This is a genomic window from Pseudomonas sp. JQ170C (genome assembly GCF_035581345.1).
Lineage (GTDB): Bacteria > Pseudomonadota > Gammaproteobacteria > Pseudomonadales > Pseudomonadaceae > Aquipseudomonas.
On the sequence record NZ_CP141608.1, the window covers coordinates 3,582,878 to 3,603,632 of the forward strand.

The following is a 20,755-nucleotide window of genomic DNA, read 5'->3' on the forward strand; positions in this document are numbered from 1 at the left end:
ATCCTACACCAAGGACTTACTCATGGACGACCCAGCCCAAGGCAAGCCCCCAACCTTCTGGCAGATGCTGCAGAGCATCCTGGCAGCGGCGTTTGGCGTTCAAACCGGCAAGAACCGCGCTCGCGACTTCAACCACGGCAAGGCCAGCCACTTCATTGCGCTGGGCACCGTGTTCACTTTGATCTTCATTCTGGTATTGGTGGGGTTGGTGCAACTGGCCATGCACCTTACTGCTCGCTGAAATGCAATCCGCCCGCAGATGTCCATTCTGCGGGCGGTTCATGTTTACCCATCGCGTGATGTCACTGGTGGCTGACCCAGTACACGGCGGTCACGACTACCAGGATGATCAGACAGAGTATCGCCCAGGCATCGACACTGCTGTCACTCTTACCCGCTTTGGTCGAGTTTCCCATTGCATCGCCTCTTGTAGTGGTTATGGGAATGCATGTCACCCGTTGCAGTTAAGTCCAGCAATGCCCTTTGCTCAAGCAGGGACTTTTCAATAATCGACCGGCGCCACCAGAAAGGGATAGCGATAGCTCGCTGAATGCCCCTCGGCGCTGAAGCGGTGAAAGTCCAGGCCGTAGTCGGCCTTGTCCTGCAGGCTCAACCAGCGACGCGCCCGTTGCGGGTCGATCAGTTGCAGTACGGGGATCTGGTGATCGCGATAACCATCACGGTCGATGGGCAGGTTGTGCGCATCATCGTGCAGCAGGACCATGGCCCAGCCCCCCAGTGAGAAGTGTCCGCCCATCAGCACGCTCAAACGTCCGTCAATGCGCGCCTGCAAGGCCTGCGGGGAGCTGTTGACGGCGCTGAACAGCACATCCTTGCCCGGCGTACGACCGGCTTCGGCAAACGCCTGCATCGCACCAAAGGCCATCTCGTCATTGGCCGACCAGACCAGTTCAATCTTCGGGTAGCGCTTGAGCAGTTGCTGGGCCTGTTCGTAGGCCCGCTCCTTGCCCCATCCCCCATAGACCACCTGCCGCAGGCGCACCTCGGGGTGCTCGGCCAGGGCCCGGCGCATGCCCTTTTCGCGCAGCTGCGCGGCAGGCGTGGTCTTGATGCCGGAAAAAGCCAGCAGCTCGATCGGCCGCGTCATGCCGGGCCGGGCACGCAGCGCGATCAATTCCTTGAGCATCTGATAGCCGGCTTGCTCGTCGTTGCCGACCAGCGTGCCGAGCACCGGGGGATACTTGTCCGGATGATCCTGGATCATTGCCGCCTGGTCCGGGGTCAGGCCGTTGTTGACCAGGAACAACTTGACCCCGCTGTCGCGCGACAGGCGGATGATTTCCGGCGCGATATACTGTTCATTGACCAGCACCAGGTAGTCGGGCCGCTGCGGGCTTTCGAGCACCTGACGCGCCTGGGTCAGCGCCAGTTCAGGCTGGCGTTCGCTGTACTGAATACTCAACGCCATCCCCAGGTCGCTGGCAGCGGCCTGCATGAAGCGCGAATAACTGACCCAGAAGGTTTCATCGGAATAGCCCGGATTGAGGAACACCACCGACGCGCCCTGGGCACTGGCTACCAACGGCAGACTCAGGCACAGACTTCGGCACAGGGCCTTGATCATGCGGATTCGCTCCAGCCACTCAAACCGTCAATTATAAACACCAGCAGGGCCTAAACAGCCAAATGCCAGTCAGTCTCACTTAGTCCAAATGGTTCTTTTCATATGCAAAAACATCACTTTTGCGCATAAACGCAAACTGCTATCTTTCGTCCGCTCCGCTTGGGAGTGCGCGGCCGTGCGCGCGATTAGCTGCAAGCAGCTTGAGAACAGGACCCCTATGTACGTATACGACGAGTACGATCAGCGGATCATCGAGGACCGCGTCAAGCAGTTCCGTGATCAGACCCGCCGCTACCTGGCCGGTGAGCTGAGCGAAGAAGAGTTCCGCCCCCTGCGCCTGCAAAATGGCCTCTATATTCAACGTTTTGCCCCGATGTTGCGGGTCGCGGTGCCCTATGGCCAGCTGACTTCGCGTCAAACGCGGATGCTGGCGAAGATCGCGCGCGATTACGACAAGGGCTACGCCCACATCAGTACCCGGCAGAACGTGCAGTACAACTGGCCTGCGCTGGAAGACATCCCCGAGATCCTGGCTGAGCTGGCGACCGTGCAGATGCACGCCATCCAGACGAGCGGCAACTGCCTGCGCAACGTCACCACCGACCAGTTCGCCGGTGTCGCTGCCGATGAAGTGATCGACCCGCGCCCATGGTGCGAGATCGTCCGCCAGTGGACCACTTTCCACCCCGAATTCGCCTACCTGCCGCGCAAGTTCAAGATCGCCATCAACGGCTCGACCAGCGACCGCGCAGCCATCGAAGTCCACGACATCGGCCTGGAGCCGGTGTACAACGCCGCCGGCGAGCTGGGCTTCCGCGTACTGGTCGGTGGCGGCCTGGGCCGTACCCCGGTGGTCGGCGCCTTCATCAATGAGTTCCTGCCCTGGCAAGACCTGCTCAGCTACCTGGACGCGATCCTGCGGGTATACAACCGCTACGGCCGTCGCGACAACAAGTACAAGGCGCGGATCAAGATCCTGGTCAAGGCGCTCACCCCTGAAGTCTTCGCCGAGAAGGTCGAGGCCGAAATGGCCCACCTGCGCGGCGGCAGCACCACCCTGACCGAAGCCGAAGTGCAGCGCGTAGCCAAGCACTTCGTCGACCCGGACTACAAGGTGCTGGACAACCTCGACTTCAGCGACCTTGAACAGCAGCACCCAGGCTTCGCCCGCTGGCGCACCCGCAACGTGCTGGCGCACAAGAAGCCTGGCTACGTGGCCGTTACCCTGTCGCTCAAGCCGACCGGCGTTGCCCCGGGCGACCTGACCGACAAGCAGCTCGATGCCGTGGCCGACCTCGCCGAGCGTTACAGCTTCGGCCAGCTGCGTACCTCCCACGAGCAGAACATCATTCTGGCCGACGTCGAGCAGAGCCAGTTGCACACCCTGTGGCTGGAGCTGCGCGAGAACGGCTTTGCCACGCCGAACATCGGCCTGTTGACCGACATCATCTGCTGCCCGGGTGGCGACTTCTGCTCCCTGGCCAACGCCAAGTCGATCCCGATTGCCGAATCCATCCAGCGCCGTTTCGACGACCTGGACTACCTGTTCGACATCGGTGAACTGGACCTGAACATCTCCGGCTGCATGAACGCCTGTGGCCACCACCACGTCGGCCACATCGGCATCCTCGGGGTGGACAAGAAAGGTGAGGAGTTCTACCAGGTCTCCCTCGGTGGCAGCGCCAGCCGCGACGCCAGCCTGGGCAAGATCCTCGGCCCTTCCTTCGCCCAGGACGACATGCCGGATGTGATCGAGAAGCTGATCGACGTCTACGTTGAGAAACGTACCGAAGACGAGCGCTTCATCGACACCTACCAACGTATTGGCATCGACCCTTTCAAGGAACGCGTCTATGCAGCGAATCATTAAGAACAACGAAATCGTCGACGAAACCTGGCACCTGCTGCCCAAGGATGCCAATTTCGACGAACTGACCAACTGCGACGACTACATCGTTCCGTTGCAGTTCTGGCGCGACCACGCCCATGTCCTCAAAGCCCGCGATGGCGGCCTGGGTGTGTGGCTGGACGCCGATGAAGAAGCCGAGGAAATCGGCGACGACGTCGCTCACTTCCAGGTGATCGCCCTGAACTTCCCGGCCTTCACCGACGGGCGCAACTACTCCAACGCGCGCCTGTTGCGTGACCGCTACAAGTTCACTGGCGAGCTGCGTGCCATTGGCGATGTGCTGCGTGACCAGCTGTTCTACCTCAAGCGCTGCGGCTTCGATGCCTTCGCCCTGCGCGCCGACAAAGACCCGGTCGAAGCCCTGGAAAGCCTGAAAGACTTTTCGGTGACCTACCAGGCCGCTACCGACGAGCCGCAACCGCTGTTCCGTCGTCGTTAACGAAAACGGCTCCCGTGCCTTGCCAGGCACGGGAGCCGTTTTGATTCCAGGCCTCTACAAATGAGTGACCTGGCCTGGCAGGCTGCTCCAGATCGTTGCAGTCAGCGCCGCTACCACACGCTGTTCTTCGGCAGCCCGACGTTGTTGAATCGTTTCAATGCGCTCACGGCAAGCCTGATCACTCATGCTTTGCTTGTCAGCATCGAACGCTTCGAGCCGGAAAAAAACGGCCTGCTGGTTTCATCGAAACGTGCGCCATAGCGCGTCTTGAGAAAATCCACCCAGAAATCCCGACTGACAATGGATGCCCGCAACAGCTGGGATGTTTCATTTCCCAGCACTTGTGCAGCGGCAGCGTCCAGCTGTGCCTGACTGACATTGGCCTTGTTCACGAACACCATATAGTGCGGCTGGCCCGCAAGTTCGAGGCGCTCGGCCAACCCAACCCGAAACGCCATGCGCACCTCGACCTCGTCAACCCACTGTCCGGCCTCACGGCGTCGACGATCGTCCCGCTTTCACGTGCGGCGTTTACCAAGACCATGACTTGGGCGCCAGGGCGCTGCCCGTTTCAAACGAAGCGTCTGCGGCGAAGTTCTGCAGGGCGGCCGGCATCAGGCTCTGGCGGCGCGGGACGTTCGAGCGGGTGGAGGGCGGTTGCCAGCACCCGGGCCGAGGCGCGTCGGCGGGCCTGATAGTCGAGCAGGACCTGGCGTTCGCCTGGCTGGGCATTCATGAACCAATCGGCAGGGCCGGTCGAGCGGTATTGCTCGGCGAGCTGATGGTCGCGCAAGCGAGGAAGGGACCGTTGAGGCCGGGGATGGATATCGAATGGGCGGTTGGCATCGCGGTTCTCCTTGGGCGAATGAGGCCGAAAGGAGAACCGCTTTGCTGGCGCCAAAGGCGCTATTTATTGCTTAACGCCAGCGGCCGAGCTTGCTCCACAAGCCAAGCAGGGTATTTTCGATCGACCCGCTTGCCGCCAGCCCGACCCGCTCCTGTAGGCTTTTACGCTGGGCGTAGTGCAGGTGGTACAGGTTCGCTTCACGTGCCCGCTCGCCCAGGTACTCGTCGCTGGTCTTGAGCTCGTCGACCAACTGCTTGTTCAGCGCCGCGACCCCCAGCCAGACTTCACCGGTGGCCACTTCATCGATATGCAGCTGCGGGCGATAGCGCGAGACGAAGTCCTTGAACAACTGATGGGTCACATCCAGGTCTTCCTGGAACTTCTCCCGGCCCTTCTCGGTGTTCTCGCCGAACACGGTCACCGTGCGCTTGTACTCGCCGGCGGTGAACACCTCGAAGTCGACGTCGTGCTTCTTCAACAGGCGATTGACGTTGGGCAACTGGGCCACCACACCGATCGAGCCGAGAATGGCGAAAGGCGCGCTGACGATCTTCTCGCCGATGCACGCCATCATGTAGCCGCCGCTGGCAGCGACCTTGTCGATGCAGATGGTCAGAGGTATGCCCGCCTGGCGGATACGCGCCAGTTGCGAGGCCGCCAGGCCATAGCTGTGAACCATGCCACCGCCACTTTCCAGGCGCAGCACCACTTCATCGCGCGGGCTGGCCAGAGTGAGCAGCGCGGTAATCTCATGGCGCAGGCTTTCAGTGGCCGAGGCCTTGATATCGCCATCGAAATCCAGAACGAAAACCCGCGATTTTTCCTCGGGTTTCTTCTTGAGTTGTTTCTCCGTCTTGGCCTGCTGCTTGCGCAGCGCCTTGAGCTGGGACTTGTCCAGCAGGCTGGATTCCAGCCGCTCGCGCAAGTCCTTGTAGAACTCGTTGAGCTTGCTGACCTGCAACTGCCCGCCCCCCTTGCGCCGGCCCTTGCCGCGCAACCCGGCAATCGCCGACAGGACAATCAGAATCGCGATCACCAGGGTCGCGGTCTTGGCGAGAAAGCTTGCGTACTCTGCAAGAAACTCCACAGTAACTCCTTAACATGCCTGCGCCCCTGTGGCGCGAACCGATAGTCAAGCATACCGACGCGGCGGCCTTGCTGCCAATGTAGGAAATTTCCGGAAATGCAGTTCAAACGCTCTTTTCAAACGCTTGTATGTTTTTCCGTTGACAGCCTGTCGGCAGCGCCCTAACCTCGGCTCATTCTTCTTGCAGGCAGACGACGTGGGCAGCATCTACCTGATTCGACATGGCCAGGCTTCCTTTGGTGCAGACGACTATGACGTCCTCTCGCCCGTGGGCATCCGCCAGAGTGAAGCACTCGGCGAACACCTGGCCCAGTTGGGGTTGCGCCTCGACCGCTGCCTGGCGGGCGACCTGCGTCGCCAGCAGGACACCGCACGCCTGGCCCTGGCGGCCATGCACACGGCAGGCTGCGAGGTACCGCTGCTGGAAACCGATGCGGCGTTCAATGAGTTCGACGCCGACGATGTGATCCGCAGCCTGCTCCCGGGCCTGCTGCCCGAAGAGCCCGAGGCCTTGCATATCCTGCGCAACGGCACGCAGAACCGTCGCGAGTTCCAGCGCCTGTTCGCCCTGCTTATCCAGCGCTGGCATGGCGGTGAGCATGAAAGTGATTGCCTGGAGTCCTGGCAGGGTTTTGTCGAGCGGGTCGATGGCGGCCTTTCGCGCGTACTGCAGCAAGCGGACAGCAATGACAACATTGCCATTTTTACTTCAGGCGGCACCATTGCCGCCTTGCTTCACCGGGTAACCCGTATCACTGCCAGCCAGGCGTTCGAGCTCAACTGGCAGATCATCAACACCTCGCTCAGCCAGCTGAAGTTTCGTGGCCGCGAGGTGGCCCTGGCTTCCTTCAACAGCCAGGCCCATGTGCAGCTGTTGAAGGTGCCGGAACTCATCACCTACCGATGAACACCGGCTCGTTGTGACCTCGCCGGTCACGCCAATCACTTAATAAGGAACACACCATGAGCGATGTAGCAAAAGCCGTCGAAGCGATGAAAGCCAAGTTCAACCCAGCTGCCGCTGCCGGCCTGGACCTGATCTTCGGTTTCAACATCACCGACGAAGACAAGCACTACGCCCTGATCGTCAAGGATGGCACCTGCGAAATCCAGGAAGGCGAAAACGCCGACGCCAACTGCACCCTGGTGCTGGACAGCGAAACCCTCAAGGGTATCGTCAGCGGCGACACCGACGGCATGCAGGCCTTCATGGGCGGCAAGCTGCGCGTTGAAGGCGACATGATGCTGTCGATGAAACTCAGCGAGCTGTTCCCGGCCTGAGCCCTGCGCTGATGCCGAACAAAACCGAAGTCCTTGTGGCTTCGGTTTTTTTTCGCCCGGCGGTTCTGGCCGTGGCATCAGGAACGTTGATCGACCTGCAACACGCTGGCCTATAAGGCGCTGAAAGGCTTGTTCGGGTCCGACGCGAGAATTAGATTAGCCAATAATCTCTGGCTTCGATCATAAGGTAAAAGCATGACGCTCACTGATCAGTCCACCCAGGTCCGCCCCGGCGAAGAGCTCGATGCCGCCGTGATCGACCCGTACCTCAAGGCGCACATCGCCGGTTTGAGTGGCTCGCCCAGCATCAGCCAGTTTCCCGGTGGCGCCTCGAACCTGACCTACCTGGTGCAGTACCCCGAGCGCGAATTTGTCCTGCGCCGCCCGCCCTTCGGCCACAAGGCCAAGTCGGCCCATGACATGGGCCGCGAGTTCCGCATCCTCAACCAGCTCAACAGCGGTTTCCCCTACTGCCCCAAGGCGTATGTGCACTGCACCGATGAGTCGCTGATCGGCGGCGAGTTCTACGTGATGGACCGGGTCAAGGGCATCATCCTGCGCTCGGACCTGCCGCCTGAGCTGGGGCTCGATGCCGAACGCACCGAGGCGCTGTGCAAGAGCTTCATCGACCGCATGGTCGAACTGCACCAGGTGGACTACCACGCCTGCGGCCTGGGTGACCTGGGCAAGCCCGAAGGCTATGTGCAACGCCAGATCGAAGGCTGGGCCAGCCGCTATGAAAAGGCCCTGACCCCGGATGCACCGCGCTGGGAAAAGGTCATCGCCTGGCTGCACGAGAAGATGCCGGCCGACCACCCCAAGCCTGCCATCGTTCACAACGACTACCGCTTCGACAACGTCATCCTCGATGCCGAAAACCCCATGCGCATCATCGGCGTGCTCGACTGGGAAATGACCACCATTGGCGATCCGCTCATGGACCTGGGCAACACCTTGGCCTACTGGATCGAAGCCAGCGACCCGGCGCCGATGCAACTGATGCGCCGCCAGCCCAGCAATGCGCCGGGCATGCTCACCCGCCAGCAGTTCGTCGACTACTACGCCCAACGCGCCGGCATCCAGATCGACAACTACGACTTCTACTACACCTATGGCCTGTTCCGCCTGGCCGGCATCGTCCAGCAGATCTACTACCGGTTCTTCCATGGCCAGACCCAGGACAAGCGCTTCGCCCAGTTCATCCATATGAACAAGCTGCTGGAGCACATGAGCCTGCAGGTCATCGCCACGTCCAGCCTCTGACAATTACAACAAGGAAAAGACCATGTCCAAGACCCAACTGTTCGACCTCGACGGCAAGATCGCCTTCGTTTCCGGCGCCAGCCGCGGTATCGGCGAAGCCATTGCCCACCTGCTGGCCCAGCAAGGCGCCCATGTGATCGTCTCCAGCCGCAAGCTCGACGGCTGCCAGCAAGTGGCCGACGCGATCATCGCCGCCGGTGGCAAGGCCACGGCCGTTGCCTGCCATATTGGTGAAATGGAGCAGATCAGCCAGGTCTTCGCCGGTATCCGCGAACAGTTCGGTCGCCTGGACATCCTGGTCAACAACGCGGCGACCAATCCGCAATTCTGCAACGTGCTGGACACTGATCTGGGCGCCTTCCAGAAGACCATCGATGTGAACATCCGCGGCTACTTCTTCATGTCGGTCGAAGCCGGCAAGCTGATGCGCGAGCACGGAGGCGGCAGCATCATCAACGTGGCGTCGATCAATGGTGTGTCACCGGGGGTCTTCCAGGGGATCTACTCGGTGACCAAGGCTGCGGTGATCAACATGACCAAGGTCTTCGCCAAGGAATGCGCGCCGTTCGGCATTCGTTGCAATGCCCTGCTGCCGGGCCTGACCGACACCAAGTTCGCCTCGGCGCTGGTCAAGAACGATGCGATCCTCAACACCGCGCTGCAGCAGATTCCGCTCAAGCGCGTGGCCGATCCCAAGGAAATGGCCGGTGCCGTGCTGTACCTGGCCAGCGATGCCTCAAGCTACACCACGGGCGTGGCGCTGAACGTGGATGGCGGGTTCCTGTCCTGATAAACGCAGCGCGGGGCGAGCCCGCTCCCACCGGTTTTGCGTGTACCGGTGGGAGCGGGCTCGCCCCGCGAAGAGGCCCTGACAGACGGCCTCGATCTCCTTTACCATATCGGCCGTCAGGCGCAGCTCCTTCTGCGCCCAGCCGATTAAGCTCATGCCATGCCCTTTGAACTCAGCGTAGACCTCACCACCCTCGCCATTCTCGCCGCTGTCGCCTTTGTTGCCGGATTCATCGATGCCATTGCCGGAGGCGGTGGCCTGCTGACCACCCCCGCCCTGCTGACCGCCGGGATGCCACCGCACCTGGTGCTGGGCACCAACAAGCTCAGCTCGACCTTTGGTTCGGCGACCGCCGGATTCACCTACTACCGACGCAAACTGTTCCACCCAGCCCAGTGGCGACACGCCCTGGCCGGCACCTTTGTCGGCGCCCTGATCGGTGCCGTGGTCGCCCACTACTTGCCGGCCGAATGGCTGAACAAGATGCTGCCGGTGATCGTCTTCCTGTGTGGTGTCTACCTGCTGTTCGGTGGCACGCCCAAGGCGCCGCTGGATGCCGATGTACCGGTGAAGAAAAAATGGCAACTGCCCCAGGGCCTGACCCTGGGTTTCTATGATGGGGTAGCCGGCCCGGGCACCGGTGCGTTCTGGACCGTCAGCACCCTGCTGCTCTACCCCATTGATCTGGTCAAGGCCAGCGGTGTGGCGCGCAGCATGAACTTCGTCAGTAATGCCGCGGCACTGTCGGTGTTCATCTTTTCCGGTCAGGTCGACTGGCTGGTGGGGCTGTCGATGGGCTCGGCGCTGATGGTCGGCGCGTTCTTCGGCGCGCGTACCGCCATCAGCGGCGGCAGCAAGTTCATCCGCCCGGTGTTCATCACCGTGGTGCTGGCGCTGACCGTGCGCCTAGCGTGGCAGCACTGGTTCGGCCAGGCCTAAGCGACGCGCCACGTACAGGTCGATCAGGTACCGGGCGATCGAGCGCCCCGCCGGCAACGGCGGCAGCGCATCGACCCGGAACCACTGGGCGTCTTCGATCTCGTCCGGCTGCATGACGATCTCCCCGCCCGCGTACTCGGCATGAAAGCCCAGCATCATCGAATGCGGGAACGGCCAGCACTGGCTGCCGACGTACTGGATGTTCTGCACCTCGATCGCCACTTCCTCGCGCACTTCGCGCACCAGGCAGTCCTCGGCTGATTCGCCAGGCTCGGCAAAGCCCGCCAGGGTGCTGTAGACGCCGGTGACAAAGCGCGGTGAACGGGCCAGGAGGATTTCATCGCCACGGGTGATCAGCACGATCATGCTCGGCGAAATGCGCGGGTAGCTGCGCAGGTCGCAGGGCTCGCAGAACATCGCCCGCTCCCAGTGGATCTGCTGCATGGGCTGACCGCAGCTGCCGCAAAAGCGGTGCTCGCGCGCCCAGGTGCCGATCTGGGCGGCATAGCCAAGAATCTTGTAGGTATCGAAGTCGCCTTCAAGCATGAACTGGCGCAACCCGCGCCAGCTGCAACCGGCCACCGCCTGCGGGGCCCGGAGTTCGAGCAGGTACACCGGCTGACCATCAAAATGGCCGATGCCGTGCTCGAACAATACGTCCAGCGCTTGCCGCTTGAGCCAGTCGCGCGGGAACAGCGCGCCGTTGTCGTCAACCAGAAAGCCCTCGCGGCTACGGGCTACCGCCCAGCCGCCAGCGAGGTTTGTGTCCAGTACCGCGGTGGTCCAACGCACTGCCATGTTCCGGTTCCTTGCGCGGGCCCGCCGCTGGGGTCAGTCGGCGAACTCGGGTTTCTGTTTGCTCATGTGGGCAGCCACGGCCACCCGCAGATCCGTGGATTGCAACATGGCGGCGTTCCAGGTGGCAATGTAGTCCAGGCCATCGTCGATACGGTGATCGCGCATATAGCTGATCATTTCCTTGGTGCCGGCCACGGCAATCGGGGATTTTCCCGCAATTTCGGCAGCAATGGCAAAGACTCCGTCGAGCAAGGCGTCATGGTCATCGTAGACCCGATTCACCAGGCCGATGCGCTGGGCCTCGTCGGCCTCGACATTACGCCCGGTGTAGGCCAGCTCGCGCATGATGCCATCGCCGATGATCCGCGGCAGGCGCTGCAAGGTGCCCACGTCGGCAGCCATGCCCATGTCGATTTCCTTGATCGAGAACTGCGCGTCGCGGCTGCAGTAGCGCATGTCGCACGCCGAGATCAGGTCGATGGCGCCGCCGATGCAGTAACCGTGAATGGCCGCCAGGACCGGTTTGCGGCAGCTGTCCACCGCATTGAACGAGGCCTGCATGCGCAAAATGATCCGGCGCAGCGTGCGGGCGTTGCGGCCCACGTCCTTGCCCAGCTCGTTGGCCAGATTGGCCAGCATCATCAGGTCGATACCGGCCGAGAAGTGTTTGCCCGCGCCGCTGATCACCACGGCACGCACCGCATCGGTCTCGTCGATCCACTTGAAGATCTCGACGATTTCGCTCCAGAACGCCGCGTTCATCGCGTTGTACTTTTCCGGGCGGTTGATCTGCACATGGGCGATATGGTTGTTCAGTTCGACCTTGAATGCCTGGTAGTCGGTCACAGCGCTCTCCTTGAGGGGGCAGGATAATCGCAGGACTATATCAAGGCCTCGGGGCCGAGCGAGGCCGCACTTGCGCCAAAACCGGGACTTTTACCTTGATCTGGCGGGCTGTATCCGGCACCTTGCGCCCCTGTTGAATTATTAGGATACATTTCCATGTCCCGCTCCCTGGCCGGCGCCCTGGCCCACAACTTCCTCGGGCAGTCGCCCCGCTGGTACAAGGCGACCCTCTGCCTGTTCCTGCTGCTCAATCCCGTGCTGCTGTTCACCCTCGGTCCGGTGGTCACCGGCTGGGTGCTGGTGGTCCAGTTCATCTTCACCCTGGGGATGGCCCTCAAGTGCTATCCATTGATGCCGGGTGGCCTGCTGATGATCGAAGCGCTGGCGCTGGGGATGACCACACCGCAGGCGCTGTATGACGAACTGCAGCACAACTTCCCGGTGATCCTGCTGCTGATGTTCATGGTCGCCGGCATCTACTTCATGAAGGACCTGCTGCTGTTCGTGTTCTCGCGCATTCTGCTGGGCGTGCGGTCCAAGGCGATGCTGGCCCTGCTGTTCTGCTTTCTCTCGGCCTTCCTGTCGGCCTTTCTCGATGCCTTGACCGTAACGGCGGTGATCATCAGCGCGGCGGTCGGCTTTTACTCGGTCTATCACCGGGTGGCCTCGGGGGGCAACCCGCGCGAAGAGTCTGACCTGGACAGCGACCACGACATCGCCCAGCTGCAGCGCGATGACCTGCAGCAGTTTCGCGCCTTCCTGCGCAGCCTGTTGATGCACGGCGCCGTGGGTACCGCCCTGGGCGGCGTCTGCACCCTGGTGGGCGAGCCGCAGAACCTGTTGATCGGCCATGAGATGGGCTGGCACTTCGGCGACTTCTTCCTCAAGGTCGCCCCGGTGTCCCTGCCGGTGCTGGCGGCGGGCCTGGTGACCTGTGTGCTGCTGGAAAAACTGCGCTGGTTCGGCTACGGCACCCTGCTGCCAGACAACGTGCGCGATGTGCTGGCCGCCTACGCCGCCGAAGACGACGCCCAGCGTACCGCGCAACAGCGGGTGGCGCTGCTGGTCCAAGGCCTGGCCGCATTGATCCTGATCGTCAGCCTGGGCCTGCACATTGCCGAGGTCGGCCTGATCGGCCTGCTGGTGATCGTGCTGATTACCGCCTTCACCGGCATTACCGACGAGCATCGCCTGGGCCGCGCGTTCCAGGACGCCATGCCGTTCACCTCGTTGCTGGTGGTGTTCTTTGCCGTGGTCGCGGTGATTCACGAGCAGCAGTTGTTCACGCCGCTGATCCAGTGGGTGCTGGCACTGCCGACCGAGCAACAGCCGGGCATGCTGTTCATTGCCAACGGCTTGCTGTCGGCGATCAGCGACAACGTGTTCGTGGCGACCATCTACATCACCGAGGTCAAGCAGGCGTTCCTCGACGGCCACATGAGCCGCGAGCACTTCGAGACCCTGGCGGTGGCGATCAATACCGGTACCAACCTGCCCAGCGTGGCCACGCCCAATGGCCAGGCCGCGTTCCTGTTCCTGCTGACCTCGGCCATTGCACCGCTGATTCGCCTGTCGTACGGGCGGATGGTGTGGATGGCGTTGCCCTATACCGTGGTGATGGGTGGCTTGGGCTGGTGGGCTGTGACCTATTGGTTGTAAGCCCTGCCTTGTAGCCGCTGGCGTTGGCCTGTGATCGGCCGTGCGGAGGTCGGTATTCAGGCGACGCCTTGTTGGCTGGATGTGCCGGCCTCTCGCAGGGCAAGCCCGCGCCTACGGGGCGATGGTTTTATCCGCTTTTTGCCCGGTCACGCGCCGGGCACTGCGCCCGGTGCAGGTTCAACGCCGTATTGATAATGCCGATATGGCTGAAGGCCTGGGGAAAGTTGCCGAGCATGCGCCCGCTCAAGGGGTCGTACTGCTCGGCCAGCAGGCCGACGTCGTTGCACAGCCCGCTCAAACGCTCGTACAGGTCGTGTGCATCCTGGTCGCGGCCCAGCAGCACATACACATCGGCCAGCCAGAACGAGCAGACCAGGAACGTCCCCTCCCCCGGCGTCAAGCCATCGCAGCCGCTGTCGGTGTCGTAGCGCAACAGCAGGCCATTGCGCAGTAACCGGCGCTCGATCTGTTCAAGGGTGGCCAGAAAGCGCGGATCGTCGGCCGACAGGAAACCCGTCAGGGCAATCTGCAACAGGCTGGCATCCATTTCGGTCGAACCGTAGGCCTGCACAAAACAGCCCAGTTCCGGGCTCACGCCCTGCTCACAGACTTCACGGTGAATCTTCGCCGCGACCTGCCGATAGTGCCTGGCCCTGGCTTGTCCTTCCTCGGTGGTGTCGCTCAGGCTCGCCGCGCGGTCGAAGGCCACCCAGGCCATGACCTTGGAATGGGTGAAGTGCTGGCAGCCGCCGCGTACCTCCCAGATCCCTTCGTCGGGCTCGCGCCAGACCTTTTCCAGGTACGCCAGAATCACCCGCGAGATCGCCGCACTGCGCGGATGCCGTGGCAGGCCGCCGCGTACCGCCTGGCACAGGGCATCGGCCATCTCGCCATAAATGTCCAACTGGTGCTGCAGGGCGGCGGCGTTGCCGATCCGTACCGGCTGCGAGCCTTCGTAGCCGCCGAGCCAGGGCAGCGCGTACTCCTGCAACCGTCGCTCACCCGCCAGGCCGTACATGATCTGCATCTGCTCCGGGTTGCCGGCCACCGAGCGCAACAGCCATTCACGCCAGGCCTGGGCTTCCTCGAAGTAGCCAAGGTTCATGAACGCCAGCAAGGTCATGGTTGCATCGCGCAGCCAGCAATAGCGGTAGTCCCAATTGCGTTCACCGCCCAGGCGTTCGGGCAACGAGGTGGTGACTGCCGCCACGATGCCGCCGGTGGGGGCATAGGTCATGGCCTTGAGGGTGATCAGCGAGCGCTTTACCAAGGCCGTCCAGGGGCCGACATCGGGACAGCGCCCAGCGAAAGCCCGCCACTGTGCCGCCGTTTCTTCCAGGGCTTTTTCGATGCAGAACGAGGGCGGCAAGGGCAAGTGGGAGGCTTGGTAGGTGAGGCTGTAGGCCAATTGCTGGCCCGGCTGAACGCTGAAGTGGCTGCCCACATGCTGGTCGTGGGAATGGGTGGCGACTTCACTGCGCAGTACCAGGCGATCCGGCCCGGCCACGGCGGTCAGGACCAGAGGCTCGCTCTTTTCAACCCAGGGCACGCTGTTCCCGTAGTCAAAGCGCATCACCAGGTCCATCTCGAAGGGCACTTGACCTTCGAGCCCTTCGACCACCCGCACCACGGTGTTGTGATCGGCCAGTGGCATGCAGTCGGTGACCCGGGCTCGACCGCTGGCGGTGACGAAGGTGGTCTGCAGAATCAGCGTGTCCTGCAGGTACTCCCGGCTGACCTGCGTCACCGCCTCGCTGGGCGCCAGGCGCCAGCGCCCGTTTTCCTCATCGCCGAGCAAGGCTGCGAACACCGCCGGCGAATCGAACCTGGGCAGGCACAACCAGTCCAGTGCGCCGTCACGCCCCACCAGGGCGGCGCTACGGCAGTTTCCGATCAGTGCGTAGTCTTCGATCAAGCCGGGCATCGGCCCTCCTCTTGCGTGTGTCAGCCAATGCTGTGCCAGACCCTCCGATCCCGGGCCAGTAACTCGTCCGCCGCTGCCGGGCCGTCTTCACCGGCGGCGTAGGGTTGGACCTCGCCGCCCTCCGCCCAGGCGTCGAGAAATGGCTGCACGGCACGCCAGCCGTTCTCGATATTGTCGGCGCGCTGGAACAGGGTCTGGTCGCCTGTCAGGCAGTCGTAGATCAGGGTCTCGTAGCCGGTGGACGGCTGCATCTTGAAAAAGTCCTTGTAGGCAAACCCAAGTTCGACGTTCTCCATCGCCAGGGCCGGGCCTGGCCGCTTGGCTTGCAGGTCGAACCACATGCCTTCGTTGGGCTGGATCTGGATCTTCAAATAGTTGGGCTTGAGCTTCTCGACTTCGGTGTCACGAAACTGTGCATAGGGCGCAGGCTTGAAGCAGATGGCGATCTCGGTATCGCGCACGCTCATGCGCTTGCCGGTGCGCAGGTAGAACGGCACTCCCACCCAGCGCCAGTTGTCGATCATCACCTTCAGCGCCACGTAGGTCTCGGTCTGGCTGTGCGGATCGACCCGCGGCTCCTCCCGGTAGCCGGGCAACTTCTTGCGCCCCAGTTTACCGGCGGTGTACTGCCCGCGTACCGAGTTCTTCAAGGCCATGTTCTTCGACCAGGGGCGTATGGCACCGATGACCTTGGCCTTCTCGCTGCGCACCGCGTCGGCGCCAAAGGCCGCGGGGGGCTCCATCGCAACCATCGCCAACAGCTGGAACAGGTGATTGGGCACCATGTCGCGCAACGCGCCTGTGTGGTCATAGAATGCCCCGCGGCTCTCGACCCCGACGGTTTCGGCGGCGGTGATCTGCACATGGTCGATGTAGTGGTTGTTCCAGAAGGCCTCGAACAGGCCGTTGGAGAATCGACTGACCAGAATGTTCTGCACTGTCTCCTTGCCCAGGTAATGGTCGATTCGGTAGATCTGTTTCTCGTGCATCACCTTGAGCAGGCAGGCGTTGAGCGCCTCGGCGCTGGCCAGGTCCGAACCGAACGGTTTTTCCACCACCACCCGGCGAAAGCCCTCGGTTTCATCCAGCAGGCCAGCCGCCCCCAGGCGCTGCACCACTTCGCCGAAAAAGCGCGGTGAGGTGGCCAGGTAGAACACCGCGTTACTGCTCGGGTTCTTTTCGATTCGCTGGGCGATGGCCTGGTAGGTAGCCTCGTCGAGGAAGTCGCCGGTCAGGTAGCCAATGCGTTTGGCCAGCCGGCTCCAGCGCTTGTCGTCCAGGCACTTTTCAGCGCCTTCACGGCCCTTGTCGCGCTCGCGCATGAACGCCTCCAGGCGTTCGGCGAATTGCGCATCGGTGGCGCTGTTATGGTCCACCCCGACAATGCGCAGGTTTTTGTCCAGCAGGCCATCACGGCTGAGATTGTAGAGCGCCGGCATCAACAGGCGCTTGACCAGGTCGCCATTGGCGCCAAACAGGAACAGGGTGCAAGGTGGTGCCGCTTCGATTTGTGGTGTCGTCATTCGGGTTTCTTCTCGACATGGCCACCGAAACCGAAACGCATTGCCGAGAGCATCCGGTCAGCGTAGGTGCCCTGCTGCTGACGCGAACGGAAGCGGGCAAACAGCGCGCTCGACAGCACCGGCACCGGCACCGCCTGCTCCACGGCGGCATCAATGGTCCAGCGCCCTTCGCCGCTGTCGGCCACCGAACCGCTGTAGCCACCCAATTGCGGGTCGGCCACCAGGGCATCGGCGGTGAGGTCCAGCAACCACGACGTCACCACGCTGCCACGACGCCACACTTCGGCAATCTCGGCCACGTCCAGGTCAAAACGCTGTTCGACCGGCAAGGCATCGCTGCCCTTGCTCTTGAGGATGTCGAAGCCCTCGGCGTAGGCCTGCATCAGGCCGTACTCGATACCGTTATGGATCATCTTCACATAGTGCCCGGCACCTGCCGGGCCGGCGTGGATGTAGCCCTGTTCGGCGCGCCCGGCCGGCCCCTGGCGGCCTCGTGTGCGGGGGATGTTGCCGACACCGGGGGCCAGTGTGGCAAACAGCGTATCGAGGCGATCGAAGACCGCCTTCTCGCCGCCGATCATCATGCAGTAGCCACGCTCCAGGCCCCAGACACCGCCCGAGGTGCCCACGTCCATGTAATGCAGTTGCCGCTTGCCCAGGTCGCAGGCGCGACGGATGTCGTCCTTATAGAAGGTGTTGCCGCCGTCGATGATCACATCGTCGGCATCCAGCAGATCGGCCAGTTGCGCAATGGTCTGCTCGGTGGCGTCGCCGGCCGGCAGCATCACCCATACCGCTCGTGGCTTGTGCAGCTTGCCCACCAGGGCGCCCAGGTCGTGCGCGCCGACAGCACCCTCGGCGGCCAGGGTTTCGACGGCCTTGCGGTCGCGGTCATGGACCACCGTCTGGTGGCCGCCGCGCATCAAACGCCTTGCAATATTGCCGCCCATGCGGCCCAGCCCCACGATTCCCAGTTGCATGTGCCGATGCTCCCCTTGAATGAAAACTGCCGGTTCAGGCCTTCAAGGTTAGTCCAGCACGGGCAGACTTGGTTCAGCGACGAACGGCAAGACAGCAAGAAACAAATAAGTTCCCATGCACTTAAAAAGAATTCAGAATCCCGGCCGACCGAGCCACTACGCTTGTAACAAACAACCAGCCATTTGCGAGGTGTGCAATGGGAACCCTTCTGGCGAAAATGCCGCCCCAAACGCTCTACGTCACCATTACCCGGGAAGAGCTGCGGCGCCTGCGAGAAGAGCGCGATCTGTTGCAACAGCAAGTTGCCACGCTGAGTCAACAGTTAGAACAAGCCAAGTCCGACAGTAAAAACTCTCTCACCTGATCCTCACGGGTAGGTTATCCAACACCTACCCTTCCACTTTTCGCCCCCTGCCCTACAGCGCCTTGGTCCAGAACTGCATGGCGCCATAGGCCGGATCGAAGCGGGCGTGTTCAAAGCCGAATGTGCGGTAGCTGCCCTGTGCGGCGGGATTGCCTTCGAGCACCTCCAGGGTCAGCTTGCAGCAACCGCGCTGGCGGGCGATTTCTTCGACCTTGGCCAGCATGCGCTGGCTCAATCCCTTGCCGCGATGCGCCGGCACCACCGACACATCATGAATGTTCACCAGCGGCCGGCAGGCAAAGGTCGAAAACCCCTCGAAGCAATTCACCAGCCCCGCCGGCTGGCCATCGACGAAGGCCAGTACGCTGAAGGCATGGGGCCGCCGCGCCAGTTCCTCCGGCAGTTGCGCCAGCAACTGCGGATCGAGCGGTTGCCCACCGCCCATAGGGTCCCGGGCATACTGGTCCAGCACCAGGCCGATGGCTTCTGCGTGCATCGGGTTGCTGTAGCTGGCCTGTAGAACCAGAATCCGTTCGCCGTCCATGGTCATCCCTGTCCCTTAAAAAGTGTTGCCCCGGTCAAGCGCCGGGGTAAGTCGGCCGATTGTACGGTATGCCACAAGCTGAAAGTAAAGTGACCAGCGGGTCACATTTCCCCGCGTATCTCTCCTACACTCAGTTGCGGCCACGAGATTGTTCGGAAAACACGACTGAAAAAAGTCGAACTTTCTGAAATCGCAACAGGTCAGCAATTTAGTAGGCCATCGTTTCTGGTCATCCAGGCGCGGCCCACCCACCCCAAACTGTCACCACGCCGCCGGCACGGATCGCCGACTTGCGTAGCGCTTGCGCGCATGACGTCGGGGCATGGTTCGCAATGCAACTCCACACACAGAGAGACGCCTTTAGCAGACACACAACAACGGGTGACCACACCCGCAACATAGGGACGGAGAGAAGTATGATCAGTGCCGCTGTCGAGCCTAACGTAGAGCATTTCACCCCGGACAACCGTGAGCCACTGGCCACGCATTTCAATACGACAGCCAAGGCACCCGACGCCGACCCCCGGCACACTGCGCATAAACGTAAAGTCTTGTTCGTAACCTCCGAGATCGCCGACCTGGTCAAGACTGGCGGCCTGGGCGACGTTTCCGCAGCCCTGCCCCGTGCGATGCGCCACCTGCACGATGTGCGGGTGCTGATTCCCGGTTACCCGCAGGTGCTGGAAAGTGAGTACCCGATTCACCTGGTGGGCGAGCTGGGTGGGCATGCGGCATTGCCACCTTGCAAGATCGGACGCATGGACCTGGCCGACGGGCTGGTGATTTACGTGCTGATCTGCCCGGAGCTGTACCAGCGCGAAGGCACACCCTATGGTGCCAACAACGGCCGTGACTGGCCTGATAACCACATCCGTTTCGCCCGCCTGGGCCTGGCCGCCGCTGAAATCGCCGCAGGCGAAGGCATGGTGCACTGGAAGCCGGACCTGGTGCATGCCCATGACTGGCCCGCCGGCCTTGCCCCCGCTTACATGCACTGGCGCGGCCTGCAAACCCCGACCCTGTTCACCATTCACAACCTGGCCTACCAGGGCGTGGTCAGCCGTGCCTGCTGCCCGGAGCTCGCCATCCCCAACCATGCCCTGCAGCAGGAAGGCATGGAGTTCTACGGCAAGCTGTCGTTCCTCAAGGCGGGCCTGGCCTACTCCAGCCACATCACCACGGTCAGTGCCACCTACGCCCGGGAAATCACCACCCCGGACTTCGGTTGCGGCCTGGACGGCTTCCTGGACAGCAAGGCCCAGCAGGGCCTGCTCAGCGGCATCCCCAACGGCATCGATGAAAGCTGGGATTCGGCCAGCGACCCGCACCTGGCCCACCCGTTCAGCCTCAACGACTGGGATGGCAAGGCCGCCAACAGCCGCCAGGTACGTGAACTGTTCGAGCTCGAACCGTCCACCGGCCCGCTGTTCGCCGTGGTGTCGCGACTGGTCTACCAGAAAGGCCTGGACCTCACCCTGGGCGTGGCCGACTACATCGTCAGCCAGGGCGGCCAGATAGCGATCATTGGCCGCGGCGAGCCGGAAGAAGAACACGCCATGCGCGAACTGGCGCTGCGCTACCCCGGCCAGATCGGCGTACGCATCGGCTTCAACGAAACCGATGCCCGGCGCATGTTTGCCGGCAGCGATTTCCTCCTGATGCCGTCGCGCTACGAGCCCTGCGGCCTGAGCCAGATGTACGCCCAGCGCTTCGGCTCGTTGCCGGTGGCGCGCAATACCGGCGGGCTGGCCGACACCATCGACAACGGCGTCACCGGCTTTCTGTTCGACGAGTCCACGGTTGAAAGCTACCGCCAGGCACTGAGCCGGGCCTTCTATGTGTATGGCAAGAAGGACTTGCTCAACGCCATGCGCTGCCTGGCCATGACCCAGCCCTTCAACTGGTGCCAGGCGGTGGAACCCTATGCGCGGCTGTATGAGGAGCTGGTCGAGCGGGCGCAGGTGATGGCGCGTTAA

Annotated in this window: 22 protein-coding genes; 12 read left to right on the forward strand and 10 right to left on the reverse strand. The window is 62.4% G+C overall.

What is annotated here, in order from left to right; translation table 11 throughout:
* Positions 1-22: 22 nt before the first annotated feature.
* Positions 23-241 (forward strand): DUF2970 domain-containing protein, encoded by a 219-nt coding sequence (locus U9R80_RS16005; RefSeq protein ID WP_301841038.1) that lies wholly within the window; start codon positions 23-25, stop codon positions 239-241.
* A 261-nt stretch (positions 242-502) separates the two neighbouring features.
* Here U9R80_RS16005 and U9R80_RS16010 read toward each other — a convergent pair whose 3' ends face one another.
* On the reverse strand, positions 503-1,585 hold the full coding sequence (locus U9R80_RS16010; RefSeq protein WP_301841037.1) for an ABC transporter substrate-binding protein: 1,083 nt from the start codon (positions 1,583-1,585) through the stop codon (positions 503-505).
* Positions 1,586-1,802: 217 nt separating this feature from the next.
* On the opposite strand from U9R80_RS16010, the gene U9R80_RS16015 reads away from it, so the two are divergent.
* The 3 genes from U9R80_RS16015 to U9R80_RS16025 are packed head-to-tail and all read left to right on the forward strand — an operon-like array spanning position 1,803 to position 4,194.
* Positions 1,803-3,455, forward strand: coding sequence for a nitrite/sulfite reductase (locus tag U9R80_RS16015; protein WP_301841036.1), 1,653 nt, complete (start codon positions 1,803-1,805; stop codon positions 3,453-3,455).
* Positions 3,439-3,933, forward strand: coding sequence for a DUF934 domain-containing protein (locus tag U9R80_RS16020; RefSeq protein ID WP_301841035.1), 495 nt, complete (start codon positions 3,439-3,441; stop codon positions 3,931-3,933). Before U9R80_RS16015 ends, U9R80_RS16020 begins: the two co-directional genes overlap by 17 nt.
* Positions 3,934-3,993: 60 nt before the next feature.
* On the forward strand, positions 3,994-4,194 hold the full coding sequence (locus U9R80_RS16025) for a hypothetical protein (protein ID WP_324803218.1): 201 nt from the start codon (positions 3,994-3,996) through the stop codon (positions 4,192-4,194).
* Here U9R80_RS16025 and U9R80_RS27350 read toward each other — a convergent pair.
* From U9R80_RS27350 to sohB, 3 genes are all read right to left on the reverse strand, one after another.
* Complete coding sequence (locus U9R80_RS27350; RefSeq protein WP_442964979.1) at positions 4,116-4,391, reverse strand: NEL-type E3 ubiquitin ligase domain-containing protein; 276 nt, start codon at positions 4,389-4,391, stop codon at positions 4,116-4,118. The two genes, U9R80_RS16025 and U9R80_RS27350, sit on opposite strands and share 79 nt — an antisense overlap.
* Positions 4,392-4,504: 113 nt before the next feature.
* Entirely contained in the window at positions 4,505-4,669 is a 165-nt protein-coding gene (locus U9R80_RS16030) for a hypothetical protein (protein ID WP_301841034.1), read from the reverse strand.
* A gap of 181 nt (positions 4,670-4,850) precedes the next feature.
* Positions 4,851-5,867, reverse strand: a complete 1,017-nt coding sequence (sohB, locus tag U9R80_RS16035; RefSeq protein ID WP_301841033.1) for a protease SohB — start codon at positions 5,865-5,867, stop codon at positions 4,851-4,853.
* 196 nt (positions 5,868-6,063) lie between these two features.
* On the opposite strand from sohB, the gene U9R80_RS16040 reads away from it, so the two are divergent.
* The 5 genes from U9R80_RS16040 to U9R80_RS16060 all read left to right on the forward strand — a co-directional run bounded on the left by U9R80_RS16040 (position 6,064) and on the right by U9R80_RS16060 (position 10,140).
* Positions 6,064-6,774 carry a histidine phosphatase family protein gene (locus U9R80_RS16040; protein WP_301841032.1) on the forward strand — a complete coding sequence of 237 codons (711 nt, stop codon included), beginning with the start codon at positions 6,064-6,066 and terminating at the stop codon, positions 6,772-6,774.
* 56 nt (positions 6,775-6,830) lie between these two features.
* Entirely contained in the window at positions 6,831-7,148 is a 318-nt protein-coding gene (locus tag U9R80_RS16045) for an SCP2 sterol-binding domain-containing protein (RefSeq protein ID WP_301841031.1), read from the forward strand.
* Positions 7,149-7,343: 195 nt separating this feature from the next.
* Positions 7,344-8,411: a phosphotransferase family protein gene (locus U9R80_RS16050; RefSeq protein ID WP_301841030.1), complete on the forward strand. Its 1,068-nt coding sequence runs from the start codon at positions 7,344-7,346 to the stop codon at positions 8,409-8,411.
* A 22-nt stretch (positions 8,412-8,433) separates the two neighbouring features.
* Entirely contained in the window at positions 8,434-9,201 is a 768-nt protein-coding gene (locus U9R80_RS16055; protein ID WP_301841029.1) for an SDR family oxidoreductase, read from the forward strand.
* A 159-nt stretch (positions 9,202-9,360) separates the two neighbouring features.
* Entirely contained in the window at positions 9,361-10,140 is a 780-nt protein-coding gene (locus U9R80_RS16060; RefSeq protein WP_136475667.1) for a TSUP family transporter, read from the forward strand.
* Here U9R80_RS16060 and nudC read toward each other — a convergent pair.
* Positions 10,108-10,938 (reverse strand): NAD(+) diphosphatase, encoded by an 831-nt coding sequence (gene nudC, locus U9R80_RS16065; protein WP_301841028.1) that lies wholly within the window; start codon positions 10,936-10,938, stop codon positions 10,108-10,110. The two genes, U9R80_RS16060 and nudC, sit on opposite strands and share 33 nt — an antisense overlap.
* A 33-nt stretch (positions 10,939-10,971) precedes the next feature.
* Positions 10,972-11,784 carry a crotonase/enoyl-CoA hydratase family protein gene (locus U9R80_RS16070; protein ID WP_301841027.1) on the reverse strand — a complete coding sequence of 271 codons (813 nt, stop codon included), beginning with the start codon at positions 11,782-11,784 and terminating at the stop codon, positions 10,972-10,974.
* 156 nt (positions 11,785-11,940) lie between these two features.
* Here U9R80_RS16070 and nhaB point away from each other — a divergent pair, with 156 nt between their 5' ends.
* The gene (nhaB, locus tag U9R80_RS16075) at positions 11,941-13,443 is read left to right on the forward strand and encodes a sodium/proton antiporter NhaB (protein ID WP_301841026.1); all 1,503 of its coding nucleotides are present in this window, start codon (positions 11,941-11,943) and stop codon (positions 13,441-13,443) included.
* Between the two features lie 127 nt (positions 13,444-13,570).
* Here the strand turns inward: nhaB and U9R80_RS16080 are convergent, their stop codons facing one another.
* From U9R80_RS16080 to gnd, 3 genes are read right to left on the reverse strand one after another with little or no spacing between them, the layout of a single operon-like run.
* Positions 13,571-15,367 (reverse strand): glycoside hydrolase family 15 protein, encoded by a 1,797-nt coding sequence (locus U9R80_RS16080; protein ID WP_301841025.1) that lies wholly within the window; start codon positions 15,365-15,367, stop codon positions 13,571-13,573.
* A gap of 20 nt (positions 15,368-15,387) precedes the next feature.
* Positions 15,388-16,890 (reverse strand): glucose-6-phosphate dehydrogenase, encoded by a 1,503-nt coding sequence (zwf, locus tag U9R80_RS16085; protein WP_301841024.1) that lies wholly within the window; start codon positions 16,888-16,890, stop codon positions 15,388-15,390.
* Positions 16,887-17,870: a phosphogluconate dehydrogenase (NAD(+)-dependent, decarboxylating) gene (gnd, locus tag U9R80_RS16090; RefSeq protein ID WP_324803227.1), complete on the reverse strand. Its 984-nt coding sequence runs from the start codon at positions 17,868-17,870 to the stop codon at positions 16,887-16,889. The genes zwf and gnd overlap by 4 nt, the downstream gene beginning before the upstream one ends.
* A gap of 197 nt (positions 17,871-18,067) precedes the next feature.
* Between gnd and U9R80_RS16095 the strand changes: the two genes are divergently transcribed.
* On the forward strand, positions 18,068-18,235 hold the full coding sequence (locus U9R80_RS16095) for a DUF6026 family protein (RefSeq protein WP_301841023.1): 168 nt from the start codon (positions 18,068-18,070) through the stop codon (positions 18,233-18,235).
* Between the two features lie 52 nt (positions 18,236-18,287).
* On the opposite strand, the gene U9R80_RS16100 is transcribed toward U9R80_RS16095, so the two are convergent.
* Positions 18,288-18,779 (reverse strand): GNAT family N-acetyltransferase, encoded by a 492-nt coding sequence (locus U9R80_RS16100; protein WP_301841174.1) that lies wholly within the window; start codon positions 18,777-18,779, stop codon positions 18,288-18,290.
* 416 nt (positions 18,780-19,195) lie between these two features.
* Here U9R80_RS16100 and glgA point away from each other — a divergent pair, with 416 nt between their 5' ends.
* Entirely contained in the window at positions 19,196-20,755 is a 1,560-nt protein-coding gene (gene glgA, locus U9R80_RS16105) for a glycogen synthase GlgA (protein ID WP_301841022.1), read from the forward strand.